Source organism: Streptomyces sp. CB02959 (assembly GCF_002803155.1).
Taxonomy (GTDB): domain Bacteria; phylum Actinomycetota; class Actinomycetes; order Streptomycetales; family Streptomycetaceae; genus Streptomyces.
In genome coordinates this window covers 427,613-447,015 of sequence record NZ_NNBP01000003.1, presented here as the reverse complement: position 1 = coordinate 447,015, position 19,403 = coordinate 427,613, and the positions used below count along the sequence as shown (strand labels likewise).

17 protein-coding genes are annotated in these 19,403 nt (G+C 73.7%); 14 read left to right on the top strand and 3 right to left on the bottom strand.

Annotation, left to right across the window (positions count from 1 at the left end; translation table 11 throughout):
- The first annotated feature begins 182 nt into the window (after window positions 1-182).
- The 9 genes from CG747_RS07725 to CG747_RS07685 all read left to right on the top strand — a co-directional run bounded on the left by CG747_RS07725 (window position 183) and on the right by CG747_RS07685 (window position 10,490).
- Window positions 183-1,013: a hypothetical protein gene (locus tag CG747_RS07725; RefSeq protein ID WP_180985431.1), complete on the top strand. Its 831-nt coding sequence runs from the start codon at window positions 183-185 to the stop codon at window positions 1,011-1,013.
- Between the two features lie 152 nt (window positions 1,014-1,165).
- The gene (locus CG747_RS07720) at window positions 1,166-1,930 is read left to right on the top strand and encodes a YcnI family protein (protein WP_257980276.1); all 765 of its coding nucleotides are present in this window, start codon (window positions 1,166-1,168) and stop codon (window positions 1,928-1,930) included.
- Window positions 1,931-2,068: 138 nt separating this feature from the next.
- Complete coding sequence (locus tag CG747_RS07715; RefSeq protein ID WP_100600865.1) at window positions 2,069-2,725, top strand: SCO family protein; 657 nt, start codon at window positions 2,069-2,071, stop codon at window positions 2,723-2,725.
- Window positions 2,722-3,210 (top strand): copper chaperone PCu(A)C, encoded by a 489-nt coding sequence (locus CG747_RS07710; protein ID WP_100600864.1) that lies wholly within the window; start codon window positions 2,722-2,724, stop codon window positions 3,208-3,210. Before CG747_RS07715 ends, CG747_RS07710 begins: the two co-directional genes overlap by 4 nt.
- A 99-nt stretch (window positions 3,211-3,309) precedes the next feature.
- Window positions 3,310-5,355, top strand: a complete 2,046-nt coding sequence (locus CG747_RS07705) for a copper resistance protein CopC (RefSeq protein ID WP_100600863.1) — start codon at window positions 3,310-3,312, stop codon at window positions 5,353-5,355.
- On the top strand, window positions 5,355-6,671 hold the full coding sequence (efeB, locus tag CG747_RS07700) for an iron uptake transporter deferrochelatase/peroxidase subunit (protein WP_257980275.1): 1,317 nt from the start codon (window positions 5,355-5,357) through the stop codon (window positions 6,669-6,671). The genes CG747_RS07705 and efeB overlap by 1 nt, the downstream gene beginning before the upstream one ends.
- Window positions 6,672-6,784: 113 nt before the next feature.
- Complete coding sequence (pheA, locus tag CG747_RS07695) at window positions 6,785-7,711, top strand: prephenate dehydratase (protein ID WP_100600862.1); 927 nt, start codon at window positions 6,785-6,787, stop codon at window positions 7,709-7,711.
- 668 nt (window positions 7,712-8,379) lie between these two features.
- Window positions 8,380-9,669 carry a serine--tRNA ligase gene (serS, locus tag CG747_RS07690; RefSeq protein ID WP_100600861.1) on the top strand — a complete coding sequence of 430 codons (1,290 nt, stop codon included), beginning with the start codon at window positions 8,380-8,382 and terminating at the stop codon, window positions 9,667-9,669.
- Window positions 9,666-10,490 (top strand): HAD family hydrolase, encoded by an 825-nt coding sequence (locus CG747_RS07685; protein ID WP_100600860.1) that lies wholly within the window; start codon window positions 9,666-9,668, stop codon window positions 10,488-10,490. The genes serS and CG747_RS07685 overlap by 4 nt, the downstream gene beginning before the upstream one ends.
- Here the strand turns inward: CG747_RS07685 and CG747_RS07680 are convergent.
- Window positions 10,481-11,197: a rhomboid-like protein gene (locus CG747_RS07680; protein WP_100600859.1), complete on the bottom strand. Its 717-nt coding sequence runs from the start codon at window positions 11,195-11,197 to the stop codon at window positions 10,481-10,483. The genes CG747_RS07685 and CG747_RS07680 overlap by 10 nt on opposite strands.
- Window positions 11,194-12,255 carry an Lrp/AsnC family transcriptional regulator gene (locus tag CG747_RS07675; protein ID WP_100600858.1) on the bottom strand — a complete coding sequence of 354 codons (1,062 nt, stop codon included), beginning with the start codon at window positions 12,253-12,255 and terminating at the stop codon, window positions 11,194-11,196. Before CG747_RS07675 ends, CG747_RS07680 begins: the two co-directional genes overlap by 4 nt.
- A gap of 144 nt (window positions 12,256-12,399) precedes the next feature.
- Here CG747_RS07675 and CG747_RS07670 point away from each other — a divergent pair, with 144 nt between their 5' ends.
- Together CG747_RS07670 and CG747_RS07665 are read left to right on the top strand one after the other, a co-directional pair.
- Complete coding sequence (locus CG747_RS07670) at window positions 12,400-13,962, top strand: MFS transporter (RefSeq protein WP_100600928.1); 1,563 nt, start codon at window positions 12,400-12,402, stop codon at window positions 13,960-13,962.
- Window positions 13,963-14,155: 193 nt separating this feature from the next.
- The gene (locus CG747_RS07665) at window positions 14,156-15,193 is read left to right on the top strand and encodes a LysR family transcriptional regulator (protein ID WP_257980274.1); all 1,038 of its coding nucleotides are present in this window, start codon (window positions 14,156-14,158) and stop codon (window positions 15,191-15,193) included.
- On the opposite strand, the gene CG747_RS07660 is transcribed toward CG747_RS07665, so the two are convergent.
- Window positions 15,159-16,076, bottom strand: a complete 918-nt coding sequence (locus CG747_RS07660) for a MerR family transcriptional regulator (RefSeq protein ID WP_100600857.1) — start codon at window positions 16,074-16,076, stop codon at window positions 15,159-15,161. The genes CG747_RS07665 and CG747_RS07660 overlap by 35 nt on opposite strands.
- 305 nt (window positions 16,077-16,381) lie before the next feature.
- On the opposite strand from CG747_RS07660, the gene CG747_RS07655 reads away from it, so the two are divergent.
- From CG747_RS07655 to CG747_RS07645, 3 genes are all read left to right on the top strand, one after another.
- A complete protein-coding gene (locus tag CG747_RS07655; RefSeq protein WP_100600856.1) occupies window positions 16,382-16,825 on the top strand; it encodes an SAV_915 family protein in 444 nt (147 codons plus the stop codon).
- Window positions 16,826-16,842: 17 nt separating this feature from the next.
- Window positions 16,843-18,267 (top strand): diaminopimelate decarboxylase, encoded by a 1,425-nt coding sequence (gene lysA, locus CG747_RS07650; RefSeq protein WP_257980273.1) that lies wholly within the window; start codon window positions 16,843-16,845, stop codon window positions 18,265-18,267.
- 362 nt (window positions 18,268-18,629) lie between these two features.
- A complete protein-coding gene (locus CG747_RS07645; protein ID WP_100600855.1) occupies window positions 18,630-19,340 on the top strand; it encodes a FadR/GntR family transcriptional regulator in 711 nt (236 codons plus the stop codon).
- The last annotated feature ends 63 nt before the right edge of the window (window positions 19,341-19,403 follow it).

Sequence of the window (19,403 nt, the reverse complement as noted above, 5' to 3'; positions counted from 1 at the left end):
CTCATTCGGCGGATGCGAAAAGTGAGCGCACAGGTGTAGGCGTGGTGCCGGGTGCGCGCCTCCGCGCGCCTGTTGCGGGACTCCGGACGCCCCTGGCAGGCGCCCCGTGAGCCCGGCGTGCCGTAGTCGCTGAAACCCTGCCGTACACGGCGAACAGGGGCAGTGGGATGATGGCGGCCGCCATGACTGCCCCCTCCGTCCCCACAGCGCGGGCCGCCGCCGACCTGCGGCTGCTACGGGCCGCGGTGTTCACCGCGGCCTGCGTCACGCTGTCCGCGGCCGGGCACATGGCCGCCTCGCTGGCCACGGTGCCGCTGTGGACGCTGGGGCTCGCCGCGGTCGCGGTGTTCGCGGTGGCGGCCCCGCTGGCCGGCCGGGAGCGCTCGCTGCCCGGCATCGCGGCCGGACTGGCGGTCGGACAGCTGGCGCTGCACACGCTGTTCGCGATGGGGCAGCACCCGATGCCGGCGCTGTCCGGGCGGGCGTCCGGCCTCTCCGACCAGGCGGCGGTGGCGCTGGCCCGGCACCTGACGTGCGGGCTGGACGGCGTCCGCCTCGACGGCGGCACGGCGCGGCAGTTGCTCGGCCCCGGCGGGATGGACCTGGCCGGCAGCGCCGGGCTGGTCGACACCGGCGGGCACCCGATGGGCGGCGCCGACGTCCCGATGATGGCGCACTGCCTGGCGCCGTCGCTCCCCATGCTGCTCGGGCACCTGCTCGCCGCGCTCGGCCTCGGCCTGCTGATGCGGCGCGGCGAGGCCGCCCTGTGGCGGCTGGTGCGGCTGTCCGCCCCGGCGGCGCACGAGGTCGCGGCACGGGCGCTGGTCGGCGCGGTGCGCCGGTCGCTCGCGCTGGTCCGGGCGCTGCTCACGGCTCTCGGCACGGCGCAGGAGGAGGGCCGCCGCGCCCCCTCGGCGTACGGGGACGAGCCCGTTCCGCAGGATCCGGCGCTCCAGCACAGCGTCATACGGCGCGGCCCACCGGCGGTCGGTCGCCTGGCCCTCGCGGCCTGACGCCACGCGCGGCACGCTCCCGGAGAACCACGGGGACGGACGGCGGCGCGCGGCGGCAGTGCGCGCAGAGGTCGAGCGCCGCACCACGTCACCCCCGTAGTCGTTTTCCTCCCTTCTCCTCGTGGAGCGTCCACATGGTCAAGAAGTCCGGTATGTCAGAGATTTCGGTCGGCGCGTCGTCGTCGGCACCCTCAGCGTTCTCGGCGTTCTCGGCGCGGCGGCTGGTCCGCCGGCTGCCCGTCGTCGGCGGGATCGCGGCCGGCAGTGTCCTGCTGCTGGCCGGTCCGGCCTTCGCGCACGTCACCGTGCAGCCCGGCAGCGCCCCCAAGGGCGGCTTCGCCACCGTCGACATCAAGGTGCCCAACGAGCGCGACAACGCCTCGACGGTGAAGGTCGAGGTCTCCCTGCCGACCGACCACCCGCTGGCGTCCGTCATGGCGCAGCCGGTGCCCGGCTGGAAGGTGGACGTCACCAAGTCCAAGCTCGCCAAGCCCATCGAGATGGAGGGCGAGAAGATCGACGAGGCCCCCTCGAAGATCACTTGGACCGCGGAGGGCAAGGGCATCGAGCCCGGCCAGTTCCAGCAGTTCCCGCTCTCCGTCGGCCAGCTGCCCAGCGACACCGACCAGCTCGTCTTCAAGGCCCTCCAGACGTACGACAACAAGGACGTCGTGCGCTGGATCGAGCCGGCCAAGCCCGGCGGCCCGGAGCCGCAGAACCCGGCACCGGTGCTCAAGCTCACCGCGGCCGACGCCCAGGGCCCGGCCGACGGCAAGAGCGGCGCCAAGGGCGAGAACACGGCCGCCTCCGCGTCCACCAGTGACACCACGGCACGGGTGCTGGCCGTCGGCGGGATCGTCGTCGGCATCGTCGGCATCGCCTTCGGCGTGCTCGCCGGCCGCCGCCGCAACGCCTGACCCGCACCCCGCGACCGGGCCCGGCCGGACCGGCGCACCCCACGCGCCGGTCCGGCACCCTTCGACCGACCACCCCGACCGAGAACACCCCTGACACCCACCGGCTCAGCGCCATGGAAACACCGGGACAGATCCGTCATGCATAGAAGAAAACTGCTGGTCTCCGCCCTGGGGGCGGCCGCCGCCCTCGGCCTCACCCTGACCGCCTGCGGCTCCGGCGACGGCTCCGACCAGCCCGTCGCCCAGGTCTCCGGGGGGACGACGGCCAAGCCGATCGTCACCCTCGACACCCCGATGGAGAAGCCGGACCTCACCCTCACCGACTCCGACGGCAAGCCCTACGACCTGCTGGAGAAGACCAAGGGCCACCCGACCCTGATCTACTTCGGCTACACCAACTGCCCGGACGTCTGCCCGACGACGATGGCCAACATCGCGGTGGCGGTGAAGCAGCTGCCGCAGGCCGAACGCAGCGACCTGCGGGTGGTCTTCGTGACCTCCGACCCGGAGCGCGACACCCCGGCCCAGCTCAAGAAGTGGCTCGGCGGCATCAACAAGGACTTCATCGGGCTCACCGGCCCGTTCAACAAGATCCAGCAGGCCGCCCGCAGCGTGAACATCGGCATCGAGGCGCCGGTCAAGAAGAAGAACGGCGACGTGGTCTCCACCCACGGCGCCCAGGTCCTGCTCAGCTCCCCCAAGGACGACAAGGTCCACTGGATGGGAATGCAGGAGGCCACCTCCGACAACTACACCGCCGCACTTCCGAAGATCATCAAGGGACAGAACCCGTGACCCGCCGCACCGCCCCCCGCGCCCACCTCACCCCCGTCGGCCGCCGAATAGCCATCGGCTCCGCGCTCGCCCTCACCGCCGGTCTCGCCCTGTCGGGCTGCGGCGGCGGGGACGGCAAGCCCCAGCTCTCGGTCAGCGGCGCCTACATGCCGCAACCGGTCACCCAGGACATGGCCGGCGCCTACTTCGTGGTCAAGAACAGCGGCTCCACCGCCGACAAGCTGACCTCGGTCACCAGCGACCTGTCCAAGGACATCAGCATCCACAAGACCACCGGCAACAAGATGGAGCAGGTCGACTCCCTGCCGGTGCCCGCCAACGGGGAGCTCACGCTCAGCGCCGGCGGCAGCCACCTGATGTTCATGGGCCTGACCCACAAGCCCACCGCGGGCCAGAAGGTCACCGTCGAACTGCACTTCGCCACCGCCGACCCGGTCAAGGTCGAGGTGGAGGTGAAGCCCGCCGACTACCGGCCGGGCAAGTGACGGTCACCGCCGCACCGCGGACACCGTGAGACAAGGGCCCGGCAACGGGCCCGGTGAAGGAAACGGACACTCATGCCAACGGGAAGGGGAGCGCACACCATGGCCCTCACCGGCTTCCGCCCGCGACGGCTGCTGGTCGTCCTGGCGGTGCTCTTCGGCGCACTGGCCGCGGGGATCGCACCGGCCGCCGCGCACGCCGCGCTGACCGGCAGCGACCCCGCACAGGGCTCCGTGGTGGCGCACGCCCCCGAGCAGGTCGCGCTCACCTTCTCCGAGGGCGTGGCGATGGGCGACGACTCGCTGCGCGTCCTGGACCCGCAGGGCAAACGGGTGGACCGCGGCAAGCTGCGCAACCTGTGCAGCGGCAGCACCGTCAAATACGGGGCGGGGCTGCCGCCGGGGCTCCCCGACGGGACGTACACCGTCGCCTGGCAGGCGATCTCGGCGGACAGCCACCCGGTGTCCGGGGCCTTCACCTTCTCCATCGGGGCGCCGTCCAAGACCGCCGCCGCCGTGCCGCAACAGCAGGTCGGCGGCGGCCTGGTGGGCGCGCTCTACGAGATCGCCCGCTACCTCGCCTACGCCGGGTTCGTGCTGCTGGCCGGCGGCGCGGCGTTCGTGGTGGCGTGCCGGCCGGCCGCCGCCCGGGTGCGGTCCGTGCAGCGGCTGGTGGTGCGCGGCTGGGCGGTGCTGACCGGCGCCACGCTGGCGATGCTGCTGCTGCGCACCCCGTACACCGGCTCCGGGAAGCTCGCCGACGTCTTCGACTTCGGCGGGCTCCAGCAGGTGGTGCTCTCCAAGCCGGGGGCCGCGCTGCTCTCCCGGCTGCTGCTGCTCGCCGCGGCGGCGCTGTTCGTGGCGGTGCTCTTCGGGGCGTACGCCCGGGCCCACGCCCCGGACGGCGAGCGCACCGAGGCCGCCGAGCCCCCCGAGACTGCCGAGGCCGCCGCGGACGCCGCCAAGCGGCGCACGGACCTCACGTTCGGCCTCGCCCTCGGCGGGGCGGTGGTCGCCGCCGGGCTCGCCACCACCTGGGCGATCGCCGAGCACGCCTCGACCGGGCTCCAGCCCGCCGTCGCCGTGCCAGTCGACGTGCTGCACCTGCTCGCGGTGGCCGCCTGGCTCGGCGGGCTGGCGGCCCTGCTGGTCTCCCTCTACTGGGGCCCGCCGGTCGAGCGGACCGCGGTCCGCCGCTTCTCCCGGATGGCCTTCGGCGCCGTCCTGGTGCTGGTCGCCACCGGCACGTACCAGTCCTGGCGGCAGGTCGGCTCCTGGCGCGCGCTGACCGACACCTCCTACGGGCAGCTGCTGCTGGTCAAGGTGGGCCTGGTCGCGGTCATGGTGGCCGTCGCCGGGCTGTCCCGGCGCTGGACGGGCCGACTGACGGCGGCCGGGGAGCCGGCGGCCGGTACGGAACGGGGGACGGGCCCGGACGGTGCGGGCACGACGCCCGAGCCCGTGGCCACCTCCGCCTCCTCCCCCGTGGCAGCCGACGCGGAAACCGACGTAAAAGCCGACGAGGGCGCGGACGAGCACACCGGCCCGGCGGCGGCCGGCGCCCCCGCCGACCCGGCCCGGGTGGCCCAACTGGCCCGTCAGCAGGCCGCGTTGACCACCGCCCGGAAGAAGCGGATCCGGGACGCCGACCCGGTGCGGCGGGGGCTGCGGCGGTCCGTCCTGACCGAAGCCGCCATCGCGGTGGTGCTGCTCGCGGTGACCACCGCCCTGACCACCACCGAACCGGCCCGCACCGAGGAGGCCGTCAAGGCCGCGTCGGCCGGGCAGTCCCCCGACGCCAACCAGCCGCGGGTACTGACCGTCCCGTTCGACACCGGCGGCGCGGACGGCAAGGGCACCGCCCGCCTCGACCTCGACCCCGGGCGCAGCGGCGGCGGCAACGAGCTGCGGCTGCGGATCGCCGACCCGTCGGGCAAGGCCCGGGACGTCCCCGAGGTGAAGGTCTCCTTCACGCTCGGCGCCAAGAAGCTGGGGCCGCTCCCGGTCACGCTCCGGCACAGCGGCACCGGCCACTGGACCGCGAGCGGCGTCCAACTCCCGGTGCCGGGGCGGTGGCAGCTCTCGCTGCTCGTCCGGACCTCCGACTTCGACCAGGTGACCGAGACCAGGAACGTGACAATCAACTGATGAGCAAGCAGCAGGACGCCACGGACACCATGCAGGACGACGCCACCCGCACCGGGAGCGGATCGCCTGCTGCGGACGGCACCACTCTGGAACTGTCCCGCCGCCGCCTCCTGGGGACCGTCGGCGCGGCCGGCGCGGCCGGGCTGGTCGTCGGCGGGGCCGGCGGCGCCCTCGGCGCCTCGGCCGCGCAGGCCGACGCCCCGGAGGCGCTGAGCACGATCGGCGCGACCGAGGTCCCGTTCCGCACGAAGGGCGCCAAGCACCAGGCGGGCATCACCACGCCGTTGCAGGCCGCCGGCCACCTCGTCGCCTTCGACCTGGCGCCCGGCGCCGGCCGCAAGGAGGCCGCCGCGCTGGTGCGCCGCTGGTCGCGGACGGCAAAGGAGCTGATGGCCGGGCGCACCTCGCAGGACGACACCGGCGTGGCGCTGGACGCCGGCCCGTCCTCGCTGACCGTCACCTTCGGGCTGGGCCGCACCTTCTTCGACCGGACCGGGCTGACCGGACGCCGCCCGGTCCAGCTCGACCCGCTGCCCGCCTTCTCGGCCGACGCCCTCGACCCCCGGCGCAGCGAGGGCGATCTGTGGATCCAGATCGGCTCCGACGACGCGCTGGTCGCCTTCCACGCGCTGCGCGCGCTCCAGAAGGAGGCGGCGGGGACCGCCCGGCTGCGCTGGCAGATGAACGGCTTCAACCGCACGCCGGGCGCCACCACGCGCCCGATGACCGCCCGCAACCTGATGGGCCAGGTCGACGGCACCAACAACCCCAAGCCGTCCGAGCCGGACTTCGACCGGCGGATCTTCGTCGGCGCGGACGCCGCGCAGGAGTGGATGCGCGGCGGTTCGTACGCGGTGGTGCGCCGGATCCGGATGCTGCTCGACGACTGGGAGAAGCGTTCCCGCACCGAGCAGGAGCGGGTCATAGGGCGGCGCAAGGACAACGGCGCCCCGCTGACCGGCGGCACCGAGACCACCCCGATGCAACTGGACGCCACCGGCCCCGACGGGCTCCCGGTCATCCCGGCCAACGCCCACGCCCGGATCGCCGCCCCGGAGGCCAACCAGGGCGCGGCGCTGCTGCGCCGCCCGTTCTCGTACCACGACGGCTTCCGCGACGACGGCGCCCCGGACGCCGGTCTGCTCTTCGTCTGCTGGCAGGCCGACCCGCTGCGCGCCTTCACCCAGATCCAGCGGAAGCTGGACCGCGGCGACGCGCTGTCACCGTTCCTGCGGCACGAGGCCAGCGGCCTGTACGCGGTGCCGCCGGCGCCGTCGGACGGCGACTACGTGGCCCAGCCGCTGTTGGAGGGCTGATCGGGACCACTCTTCGAAACGCGTCCGCCCGGCACCGGGCGGCTCGGTATCGTGGCAGGGGCAGGGCGAAAGACGGCGGGGCGCTCCCGCAGGCACGTGAGGGAGTCCACGGCATGTCGGCCAGTCGCTATACGTATCTCGGTCCCGCGGGCACCTTCACCGAGGCCGCACTGCGCACCCTCCCCGAGGCGGCGACCCGGGAGCTGGTGCCGATGGTGTCGGTGCCGGCCGCGCTGGACGCCGTCCGGGCCGGGGAGGCCGCGGCGGCGCTGGTGCCGATCGAGAACTCCGTCGAGGGCGGTGTGACCACCACCCTCGACGAGCTGGCCTCCGGCGAACCTCTGATGATCTACCGCGAGGTGCTGCTGCCGATCGCCTTCGCGCTCCTGGTGCGCCCGGGGACGACGCTGACCGACGTGAAGACGGTGACCGGGCACCCGGTCGCCCAGCCGCAGGTCCGCAAGTGGCTGGCGGCCCAACTCCCGGACGCCGTCTGGGAGTCGGCGGCCTCCAACGCGGACGGTGCGCGACTGGTCCAGGAGGGCCGCTACGACGGCGCGTTCGCCGGTGAGTTCGCGGCCGCGACGTACGGCCTCACGCCGCTGGTCGCCGACATCCACGACGCGCAGAACGCCGCCACCCGCTTCGTCCTGGTCGGCCGCCCGGCCCGGCCGTCGGCGCCCACCGGGGCGGACAAGACCTCGGTGGTGCTGTGGCTGGCCGCCGACCACCCCGGTGCGCTGCTGGAGTTGCTCCAGGAGTACGCGGTCCGCGGGGTCAACATGATGCGGATCGAGTCCCGCCCGACCGGCGAGGGCATCGGCCGGTACTGCTTCTCGGTGGACTGCGAGGGCCATGTCACCGATCGCCGGGTGGGCGAGGTGCTGATGGGCCTCAAGCGGGTCTGCCGCGACGTGCGGTTCCTCGGCTCGTATCCGCGAGCGGACGAGGTGACCGCGACCGTGCGGCCGCAGGTGACCGATTCGGCGTTCACCGAGGCGTCGGACTGGCTGGGGCGCTGCCTGGACGGACGGGGCTGACCCGGCCGGTCCCCCCGTCCCTCGGGTTACGGGCTGTGACCTGCGCCTTCGGCGGGGCCGAAGGCGCCGTTCCGGAGCGCCCTCCGACGGCTTCCGCGACTGTCCACAAAGTTATCCACAGGCTCGCTTCTCGACCTGTGGGTAAGTCGACATCCGAGACGGACAGAGTCGACATATCCCCCTAGTGACCCCACATCCGTCCACAGTCACCCACAGTAGATCACCCCGGACATCGTCAGCACAATTCCTGCGACCAATCCTTTAGAGCGAGGTGATCCCACACGAAAGAGTGCGTGAACAGGGTTTGGACCAAGAAACCATAGGTGAGCATTTCGGACGCAGAATGATCAATTCCGGCTTCCACAGATCTCACACACAGGCTGTGGATAAGAATCTCCCCACCCCGCCCCCCTGTGGACAACCCGGTGGGCAAGCCGGGTGCAACCCCGGGACCGGCCGTCCGGCACCCGGAATCCACCGCCGCGAATGCCCTTTTCGCGGCAAGAACCAGGAATTCCGCAGGGCCTCACAATGCGTTACGACGACCGCCCGGGAAGGCTCGCGGACCCGATTCCCGGCCATGGAATAAATAACCGCAAAACGGGCAAATGGCCCCACCCGCGAATATCACGTCGAGTGCCGACCGGCGGCCCCGGTAGCCTGGTGGGGTGATTGACCTTCGCCTGCTTCGTGAGGACCCCGACCGTGTGCGCGCCTCCCAGCGCGCCCGTGGAGAGGACGTCGCGCTCGTCGACGCACTCCTCTCTGCCGACGAGCGGCGCAGGTCGTCCGGCGTCCGCTTCGACGAGCTGCGTTCCGAGCAGAAGGCGCTCGGCAAGCTCATCCCCAAGGCCGCCGGCGACGAGAAGGCCGAGCTGCTGAAGAAGGCCGGCGAGCTGGCCGCCGCGGTCAAGGCCGCCGACGCCGAGCAGGACGAGGCCAAGGAAGAGACCCAGGCCCTGCTGCGGAAGCTCGGCAACATCGTCCACCCCGACGTCCCGGTGGGCGGCGAGGAGGACTTCACGGTCCTGGAGACGCACGGCACCGCCCGCGACTTCGCCGCCGAGGGCTTCACGCCCAAGGACCACCTGGAGATCGGCGAACTGCTCGGCGCCATCGACGTCGAGCGCGGCGCCAAGGTCTCCGGCTCGCGCTTCTACTACCTCACCGGCGTCGGCGCCCTGCTGGAGCTGGCGCTGGTCAACGCCGCCATCGCGCAGGCCACCGAGGCCGGCTTCACGCCGATGCTGACCCCCGCCCTGGTGCGCCCGCGCGCCATGGAGGGCACCGGCTTCCTCGGCCAGGCCGCCGAGAACGTCTACCACCTGGAGCGCGACGACTTCTATCTGGTCGGCACCTCCGAGGTCCCGCTCGCCGCGTACCACATGGACGAGATCGTCGACGCCGAGCAGCTGCCGCTGCGCTACGCCGGCTTCTCGCCGTGCTTCCGCCGCGAGGCCGGCACGTACGGCAAGGACACCCGCGGCATCTTCCGGGTCCACCAGTTCGACAAGGTGGAGATGTTCTCCTACGTCGCGCCGGAGGACGCCGAGGCCGAGCACCGGCGGCTGCTGGAGTGGGAGAAGCAGTGGCTGACCGGCCTGGAGCTGCCGTTCCAGGTGATCGACGTCGCCACCGGCGACCTGGGCGCCTCCGCCTCCCGCAAGTTCGACTGCGAGGCGTGGATCCCGACCCAGGGCAAGTTCCGCGAGCTGACCTCGGCGTCCAACTGCGACGAGTTCCAGGCCCGCCGCCTGTCGGTCCGGATGCGCGAGACCACCGACGGCAAGCCGAAGGTCCGCCCGCTGGCGACGCTCAACGGCACTCTCTGCGCCGTCCCGCGGACCATCGTGGCGATCTTCGAGAACCACCAGCAGCCGGACGGTTCGGTCCGCGTCCCCGAGGTGCTCCGCCCGTACCTGGGCGGCCGTGAGGTCCTGGAGCCCGTCGCCAAGTGAGCCACTCAGCCCCGGCGGGGTCGCCGCTGCCGTACAAGCTCATCGCGACGGACCTCGACGGGACGCTGCTGCGCCACGACGAGACCGTCTCCGAACGCACCCGCCGGGCGCTCGCCGCGGCCACCGAGGCCGGTGCGGCGCACATCGTCGTCACCGGCCGGGCGGTGCCCTGGACCCGGCACATCCTCGACGCCCTGGACTACCAGGGCCTGGCGGTGTGCGGGCAGGGCGCGCAGGTCTACCACGCCGGCGAGCGGCGGCTGTTGACGTCGGTGACCCTGGACCGCCAGCTGGCCGGCCTCGCGCTGTCCAAGATCGAGGCCGAGGTCGGCCCGCTGCACCTGGCGGCGAGCCGGGACGGCCTGGCCGGCGAGGTGCTGGTCGGCCCGGGCTACCAGGTCCAGGAGGGCCCGCTGCCCAACGTCCTGATCGACGACCCGGCCGAGCTGTGGACCGCCCCGCTCAACAAGGTCTACATACAGCACCCGACGCTGGACGACGACGCGCTGGCCCGCGCCGCCCGCCAGGTCGCCGGGGACCTGGTCGGCGTCATGGTCGCCGGGCCCCGCATCGTCGAGCTGCTGCCGCTGGGCCTGACCAAGGCCACCGGGCTCTCGCTGGCCGCCCGCCGCCTGGGCATCACCGCCAAGGAGACCGTGGCGTTCGGCGACATGCCCAACGACATCCCGATGTTCGCCTGGGCCGCGCACGGCGTGGCGATGGCGGGCGCCCACGACGAACTCAAGGCCGTCGCCGACGAGATCACCGCCTCCAACGAGGACGACGGGGTCGCGGTGGTGCTGGAGCGGCTCTACTCCTGACGGTGCCCGGACGGGGGCGGCGGCTCCGCCCCGTCCCCGTCGTCGCCCCCCGCCACCACGTCGGACGGCCCCACGCGCGCCGCCGGGGTCAGCGGCCAGCACGCGAACCCCATGGTCAGCGCTATGGCGTGGCCGAAGTCGGTGAAGGTCGCGCCGGTCGCCAGCGGTACCCCGAAGAAGGCCAGCAGGCCGACGAGGTAGGCATAGCGCCAGGGCGACGGCAGCCGGTAGGTCAGCACGCCGGCCGCGGCGGCCAGCCCGTAGGAGACGCCGATGTCCACGACGTGGGTCATCGAGCGCGGCAGCTGGTGGCCCTCGATGGCGAGCAGCACCAGTTCCTGGCTGGCCAGGGTGGCCGCGACGTGCGCCGCGCCGACCGCCAGCAGCCAGCGCCAACTCCCCATCCACCGTTCGACGTTGGCGTGCACCAGCTCGAACATCACCGCGTAGAGCAGGAACGACCCCGGCCGCTCGATCCAGAAACCGCTGATCAGCAGCGAGGGCAGCGGATGCTCGTTCAGCTCGTGGATGTTGCTGCTGTTGCGGTGGAGGAGGAACTGCTCCAGCCCCTCGGAGGCCGAGGCGATCACCAGACTGGTGATGCCGATGATCAGCAGCCAGATGTGGGTGCCGGGTGTCGACCGCACCCAGTCCAGCACCCCGTCGCGGGCCCGGCGCGCCAGGACGCGGGGCGGTGGCGGTGTCATCGGCGGCCCCTCGGAGCGGCGGGGCCGGGCGTGAGGTACGGGCCGGGCCCCTTGAGGCGCCGGATCTGCGGCGTGCTCTCCATGGTCCGTACGCCCGGCAGTGCCGCGATCCGGGTCGTCAGGTAGGTGTAGAGCGCGCCGGTGTCCCGGCACAGGACGGAGGCGAAGAGGTTGTGCGGACCGGTGGTGGCGCCGGCGAAGGCGACCTCCGGGTGTTCCGCCAACGCCTCGCCGGAGGCGGCGAGTTCGGCGGGTGCGACGGACAGCCACAGGGCGACCATCACCCCGTATCCGAACAGCCGCAGATCGTAGTCGACGTCGTAGTACAGCACGCCGTCCGCGCGCAGCGCCTCCAGGCGGCGGCGGACGGTGGTGGGCGACCAGCCGGTGGCCGCGGCGAGTTCGGCGAGCGGGGCGCGGCCGTCCCGGCCGAGCGCCTCGAACAGCCGCCGGTCGGCGTCGGAGAGCACCACCGGGGAGCCGGGCGCCCCCTGCTCGAACCCGGTGGCGGGCCCGGGGGAGGGCGGCCGGGGCGCCGGCGGGCACAGCCGGGCGGCCTCCTCGGCGGTCAGCGCACCGGACTTGCTGACCATGCTCTGCGGGCCGCCGTAGAACTCGTGCAGCAGGCAGTGCGCGGTCACCCCGACCACGCTCGGGGTGCGCGGCAGCTTCTGGAGCAGCAGCGCGTCGCTGTGCTCGCTGCCCGCCGACCGGCAGACCGCGGCGATCTCGGTGCCGCCGGACATCAGGCTCACCCAGGAGGTGTCCGGGCGGCGGGCCAGCGCCTCGGCGATCGGCAGCGCGGCGTCCGGCGCGCACTCCACCCGCACCAGCCACTCCACCTCGCCCAGCGCCCGGGGCTCGGCCAGCCCCAGGACCCGGAACGCGCCGGCGCCGCGGTGCCGGGTGTAGCGCCGGGCGACCGTCTGGTCGGAGACCCCGAGGACCTCGGCGATCCGGCTGAAGGGGGCCCGGCCGTCGATCTGGAGGGCGTGGATCAGCCGGCGGTCGAGGTCGTCGAAGGGCGCGGGCCGGCCGGCGCTTCCGTCGGTTTTCACCGTTGGAGGCTAACCCGTGTCGAATTGCGTCGCCGGGAGCGCCGTGGCTGGGGGAACGGGCGGTGCGCATCGGAGAGTGGGCCCTCGGCCGGGCACCCTGCCCGGCCACGCACACAAGCGCACCACCCAACGGAGGACATGACCATGCGGTACGCACCCGGGAGCGCTCCCGACGGGGGCGGCGGCGGCCGGAGCGGGCCGGGCACCGGCCGCACCGGGAAGTGGTGGCCCCTGGTCGCCATCACCCTCGGCAATTTCATGCTGCTCGTCGACGTGACGATCGTGAACACCGCGCTGCCCCGGATAGCCGACGGCCTGGGCGCCTCCTTCGCCTCGCTGCAGTGGGTGATGGACAGCTACGCGCTGGCGCTGGCCGCGCTCCTGATGGTGGCCGGCTCGGCCGCCGACCTCTACGGCCGGCGCCGCCTCTACATAGGCGGGCTGGCGCTCTTCGCGCTCGCCTCGCTGGCCTGCGGACTGGCCCCCGGCGCGGAGCTGCTGGTCGCCGCCCGGGTCGTCCAGGGCATCGGCGCGGCGGCGATGTTCGCCACCAACACCCCGCTGCTGATGGCCGCCTACCAGGGCCGGGACCGCGGGGTGGCGTTCGGCGTCTGGGGCGGCACCAGCGGCGCGGCCGCCGCGGTCGGCCCGGTCCTGGGCGGGATGCTCACCGAGTGGACCGACTGGCGGGCGATCTTCCTGGTCAACCTGCCGCTGACCGCGATCGCCATCTGGCTGACCCTGCGGCACCTGGGCGAGTCCTACGGCGACCGCGGTGCCCGCATCGACTGGCCGGGGGCCGGGTCCTTCACGGTGTGCGCGGGCGCGCTGACCTACGGGCTGATGCGCGGCGGCGAGCACGGCTGGACGGAGACCGGGACGCTGGCCGCACTGGGCGTCGCCGTCCTCGCCCTGCTGGTGTTCGTGGTCGCCGAGCGGCGGACCGCCGGACCGCTGCTGGACCTCCGGCTGCTGCGCCGCCCGTCGTTCGCGGTGCTGATGGCGGCGGCGCTGCTGATGCAGGCGGCGGCCTTCCCGTACCTGACGTTCGTGGGGCTGTGGACGCAGAACGTCCTGGGGCTGAGCCCGATCCGGGCCGGCCTCGCGGTGACCCCGATGGCGCTGATGTCCCTGCTGGTGGGCGTGTTCGGCGGCCGGGCGCTCCAGCGGCTGGCACCTCAGCTCCCGCTCGGCATCGGCCTGTTGCTGATCGGCGCGGGCGGGCTGCTGCACGTCGCGCTGCTCGGCGCCGGGGCGGGCTGGCCGGCGCTGGTGCCCGGTCTGGCGGTCAGCGGACTCGGTATCGGGGCGGCGATGCCGGTGCTGGTGTCGGCGGCGCTCGGCGCGGCCCCGCCGCAGCGGGCCGGGATGGCGAGCGGGGCGGTGAACACCTTCCGGCAGCTGGGGTTCGCGTTCGGGATCGCGGTCCTGGGGACGGTGTTCGGCACCGCGCTGCGGGACGCCGGGGTCCCGGCCGGCGGCCGGGGCGCGCTCGCCGCGGGCTACCTCTCCGGGCTGCGGGACATCACGCTGCTCTCCGGGCTGGTGGCGCTCGCCACCGGTCTGCTGGTCCTCGCGGTGGTCCGGCGCGGCCCGCGGACGGACGGCGGACGGCCGGACGGCCCGCCCGCGGGCGCGGCGGCGACCGCGCCCGGCGCGGGGCACGACGACACCCGGCCGCGGTCAGGGGCGCCGGCGGGGGCGTGACACCGGCGGCCCGTACGGACGCGGCCGTACGGGCGGGTCGGCACCCGGAACCGTACGGCCGTCCACGGTTCCGGGTTGCCGCCCTGGGCCCTGTGACGATCGTCCCGGGGCGGCACATCCAAGTCAATCCTCGGGTTTCCTTTCAAACTCCTTAGCTCTGGCTTGGGTTGGTGACAGGCCCTAGCGTGGCCGGGTGACCCTCGACGATCTACGCGCCTTCGTGGCCGTCTGCGAGGCGGGCAGCCTCAGCGCCGTCGCCCGCGACCTCGGCTGCACCCAGTCCGCCGTCAGCCAGCGCGTCAAACGCCTCGAACGGGAGGCCGGCATCGGCCTGTTGGAGCGCCGGCCGCGCGGGGTGGCACCGACCCCCGCGGGCCGCATCCTGCACCGCGCCGCCACCGACGGCCTGGGCGGACTGGACCTGGCCCTGCGCCGGCTGGCCGACATGCGGCGGGGCGACGGCGGAACGGTCCGGGTCACCACCGGCGCGACCACCGTCCGGCACTTCATGTCCGACGCGGTGGTCGCCTTCCGGGAGCGGCACCCGCACGTCAACCTGGAGTTCCACACCGAGAGTTCCAGCCGCCGCTGCTTCGAGGCGGTCGCGGACGGCGACTCCGAACTCGCCTGGATCACCATCGGCCCGCCCGTACGGGGCATCGAGCAGCATCCGGTGACGGGCCTGCCGTGGGTGCTCGCGGTCCGCGCCGGGGACCCGCTCGCCGACCGCGACCACCTCACACCCGACGAGCTGGCCGGCCTCCGCCTCATCCGGCTCCCGGAGAACTCCACGTCCCGGATGCGCCTCGACGGACACCTCGGCCACCAGGACGGCGCCCCGGCACCGCATCCCGCGGTCCCCGGGCCCAGCACCACCAGCGTCGCCGACTGGGACACCGCACTGCTGCTCGCCGAGCTCGGTGTCGGCCCCGCCGTCGTCCCCCGCCTCCCCGGCCACCGGGCCACCGCCGGCCATCCGGGCCTGCGGCTGGTGCCGATCCCGGCGCTGCCGCCGCTGACGACCGGGTGGGCGGTACGGCAGTGGGCGGCGCTCAGCCCGGCGGCGGTGGAGTTCGCCGAGACGGTGAACCGGTGCCTGTTGGACGGGACTTCGTCCGCCGGGCACCGGTCTCCGGCCGCCACGGCCGCCGCCACCGCCACGGCCGCCGGCGCCGTCCCCGGGCCCCGCCCCGGCCTCAGGCCCGGACGACCGGTTCCTGAATCTCGGTGACCCACTCCTCCTTGTCGTCCGGGCACTCCAGGTACAGCTCGCGGGCGTACCCGGCCGAGCGGTAGCCGTTGCCGTCGATCCAGTGCGCGAGGTGCTGCGCGGTCGGCACGATCCGGCTCATCGGGCCGCGGTGGACGACGGTCGCGGCCAGGTCGAGCCCCGGCAGCGTGACGGCGTCGAACCCGAGCCCGGCGGCCGGCGCGCCCAAGGACGCGGAGGCGGCGGATCCAGCCCCCGCCCCCTTCCGGCGCACGGCCTTCGCCAGCTCCTCCTGGCTGATCGCGACCCCCGCGTGCACCAGGACCGCGTCCGCCGCGCCCCCGTCCTCCGGGCCGGCGTCCTCCGGCGCGGCCTCGTAGTACGCCAGTCCGGGCCCGGTCGGGGTCACCCCCGCGGCGGCCAGCCGGCGGAACAGCTCCTCGTAGAGCGGTGTGATGACCGGGCCGATGTCCTCGGGGCCGTAACTGGCGGCGATACCGCTGAGCTCCGCGAGCAGGACCGGTTCCGTGCGCTTGAGCACCACGTCGTCGGCGGACATGTGTCCCTCACTCTCGATCGTCCGGAGTCGCGCCTCGACCTGCCCCAGCCGCGCCTCGGCCGCTTCCCGCGCGGCCGCCAGCTCCGCCTGCCGCAGCCGCAGCATGCCGCGCAGCTCCGCCACGTCCACCTGCTCGTCCAGGATCGCCGCCACCTGCTGGAGGCTGAATCCGAGGTCCTTGAGCGCGATGACGCGGTTGAGCCGGGCGAGCTGGGCCGCCGCGTAGAAGCGGTAGCCGGTGACGGGGTCGGTACGGGCCGGCCGCAGCAGCCCGATCGCGTCGTAGTGACGCAGCATCCGGGCCGAGACCCGGCCGTACCTGGCGAAATCTCCGATGCTGAACATGACGCCTTCCAGTGGAGTGGTTTCCACAGTGTCAAGGTCAAGGACGTCCGCAACCCCACGGGAGGCGTAGGGGACGGGGTCACGGTCCGTTGCCTCTCCGGAACCGCTCCGCGATCGGAACGCGCCACTGTGCGACGAGCCTCGGCCAGCAGCGGCAGCATCGCGTCAAGTCCGGTCCGCAAACCGTCAACGAAGCGTCATGGAGCGGCAAGGAGCCCCCTGCACCGGGCATAGCGTCTGTGCCGAGCCCCGGCGCACGCGTAGTCCACCGGTCCGGGGCAGCCGTCCCGTCGAGGAGCAACGCCGTGTCCCACCATCTCCACGCGGAAGACCCCGAGCCTGCTGATCGTGTCCCGGCCGGGCCTCTGTTCGTCCCCGTCCGGCCGGGACCCGCGGGCTTCACCGCCCGCCTGTTCCGCACCCCGCTCGGCGGCCGCACCGCCGTCGGCTTCACGTCACCGCAGCGGCTGGCCGAGGTTCTCGGCGGCGGGCAGCCCTGGGTGCGGCTCTCCGAGCCCGCGCTGCGCGCCCTGGCCGAACCCATCGGCGCCACCACCGTGACCGTCGATCCGCGCTTCACCCCCGACGCCGCCCGTGCGCCCCGGTTCACCCCGGACGCCGCCCGTGACCCGCGGTTCGCCCGCGACGTTCCCCGGGACCCGCGCTTCACCCCCGACGTCCTGCGCGAACCACGCTTCGGCCCGGGAATCCCCCGGGTTTCCCGGAGCAGCCGGCTACGGGCCGTTTGAGAAGGGGCACCCCCACCATGAGCCACACGACCCTGCCCCGGACCACCCGGACCCCGCAGCCCGCGACGCCGCCCGCACCGCACCCGACAGCCACCCGCCCGGCCCCGCCGCCCGCCCGCGACCACGATGCGGACCACGACGACCCGGAGCGGCTCGCCATCTGGCCCGCGTCCACCGTGCCGCTCCCCGAAGACGACCTCGCCATCGGCGGCGTCCCGCTGACCGAAGTCGCCGACCACTTCGGCACCCCCGCCTACGTCCTGGACGAGGACGAGGTGCGCCGCCGCTGCCGCACCTACCTCCGCGCCTTCCCCGACACCGACGTCTACTACGCGGCCAAGGCGTTCCTGTGCCGCGCCATGGCGCACTGGGTCGCCGAGGAGGGCCTGGGGCTGGACGTCTGCTCCGCCGGTGAACTGGAACTCGCCGTCACCACCGGCTTCCCGCCGGAGCGGATCGTGCTGCACGGCAACGCCAAGAGCCCGACCGACCTGCGGACCGCGCTACGGCTCGGCGTCGGCCGGATCGTCATCGACAGCACCTCCGAGATCGCCCGGCTGGCCGCCGCGGTCCCGGCGGGCAGCCGTCAGAAGGTACTGGTCCGGGTCGTCCCGGGGATCGCCGCCGGCGGCCATGCCAAGATCCGCACCGGCACCGACGACCAGAAGTTCGGACTGTCCCTCGCCGACGGTTCCGCGCAGCACGCGATCACCCGCGTCCTGGGCCAACCGCGCCTCGAACTCGTCGGCCTGCACTGCCACTTGGGCTCCCAGATCACCACCGTCAAGCCGTATCTCTCGGCCGTGCGGCGCCTGGTCGGCCTGCTGGCCCGGATCCACGAGCAGCACGGCGTCACCCTCCCCGAACTGGACCTGGGCGGCGGCCACGGCGTCGCGTACCGGCCCGGCGAGCCCGCGCTCGACATCGCCGGACTCGCCGCCAAGATCCGCGCGGAACTGGCCGGCAGCTGCGCGGCGGCCGGCCTCCCGGTGCCGCGGCTGGCCGTCGAACCGGGCCGCGCCATCGCCGGCCCGTCGGGCGTCGTGCTCTACCGGGTGCTCTCCGTCAAACGCACCGGCGCCCACACCTTCGTCGCGGTGGACGGCGGGATGAGCGACAACCCGCGGCCCGCGCTGTACGGGGTGCGCTACGCGCCACGGCTGGTCGGGCGCCGCTCGGCGGTCGCCACCGAGCCGGTGACCGTCGTCGGCCGGCACTGCGAGGCGGGCGACATACTCGCCTCCGACGTCCACCTGCCCGGCGACATCCGCCCCGGCGACCTGCTCGCCGTCCCCGTGGCCGGCGCGTACCACCTGTCCATGGCCTCCGGCTACAACCTCGTCGGCCGTCCCCCGGTCGTCGCGGTCACCTCGGGCCACGCCCGGCTCCTGGTCCGCCGGGAGTCCCTGGCGGACATCCAGGAACGCGACATCGGTCTCTGACGGGGCCGACTGCCGGTCTCCGGCAGGTCCGGCTGTCGGTCTCCGGGCAGGCAGCCCCGTGGGCCCCGCAGGCCCCCGGGCCCGGATCCGCCCCGCGCCGCCCCCGTGCTCGGGGTCGACCGGGCCCGGGAACGCCCCCGGTGGTGGTGCTCGCTCACGACTCCACCACCGGGGGCTCCAGCATGGGAGGGGGTGCCGGGTCCAGCGCGGATCGCTTCCCCGCACCACCCCGCGGCTGGATCTAGCTGCGGCTAGCTCCATCTGGTTGCATTTCCGGACCTAGCTGCATCATGCAACAATCAGTTGTAGGATGACTGGGCAACCGGGCAAGCGTGCGAGATGACGGGTACGGGATCAGGGCGATGGCACTCAAGGCAGCAGGACGGCAATCCCTCGTCGACACCGTCGTCGAGGCCCTCCGCTCCCAACTGGCCGCCGGTGAGTGGCAGGTCGGCACCCGCATCCCCACCGAGCACGCCCTCGCCGAACAGCTCCAGGTCGGCCGCAACACCGTCCGCGAGGCGGTACGCGTCCTCGTACACGCCGGGATGCTGCGCTCACGCCAGGGCGAGGGCACCTTCGTCGTCTCCACCGCGGACCCGGCCGAGATCATGCGCGGCATCCAGCGGGCCGGCATCCGGGACGTCCTGGAGCTGCGCATCGCCCTGGAGGCGGAGGCCGCACGGCTGGCCGCGCTCCGCCACGAACCCGCCGACCTGGAACGGATGCGGGCGGCCCTGGATGCCCAGGTCGAACTGGAGGACGCCGAGGGCCGACCGCACTCCGGCAGCCTGGAGCTCTACGCCGACCACGACATCGCCTTCCACAAGGCCGTCGTGGAGGCCGCGCACAACACCGCGCTGACGGCGACCTACGGCTGGTTCAGCAGCTCCGTACGGGAGGCGCTGGTCACCGCCCTCGACGACCAGGCGATGCCGAAGGTCGTGCACGGCGATCACCGCGCCGTCCTGGACGCCATCGCGCACGGCGACCCGGACGCCGCCGAACGCGCCACCCGCGCACTCCTGGAGAAGCCCAAACGGGCCGTGGAGGCCCTCCTCGCCGGCGAATGACGCCCGGCTTGCGACTTCCTTTCGCCTCCCGCCTCCCGCCTCCCACATCCCCCTTGTCTCTCC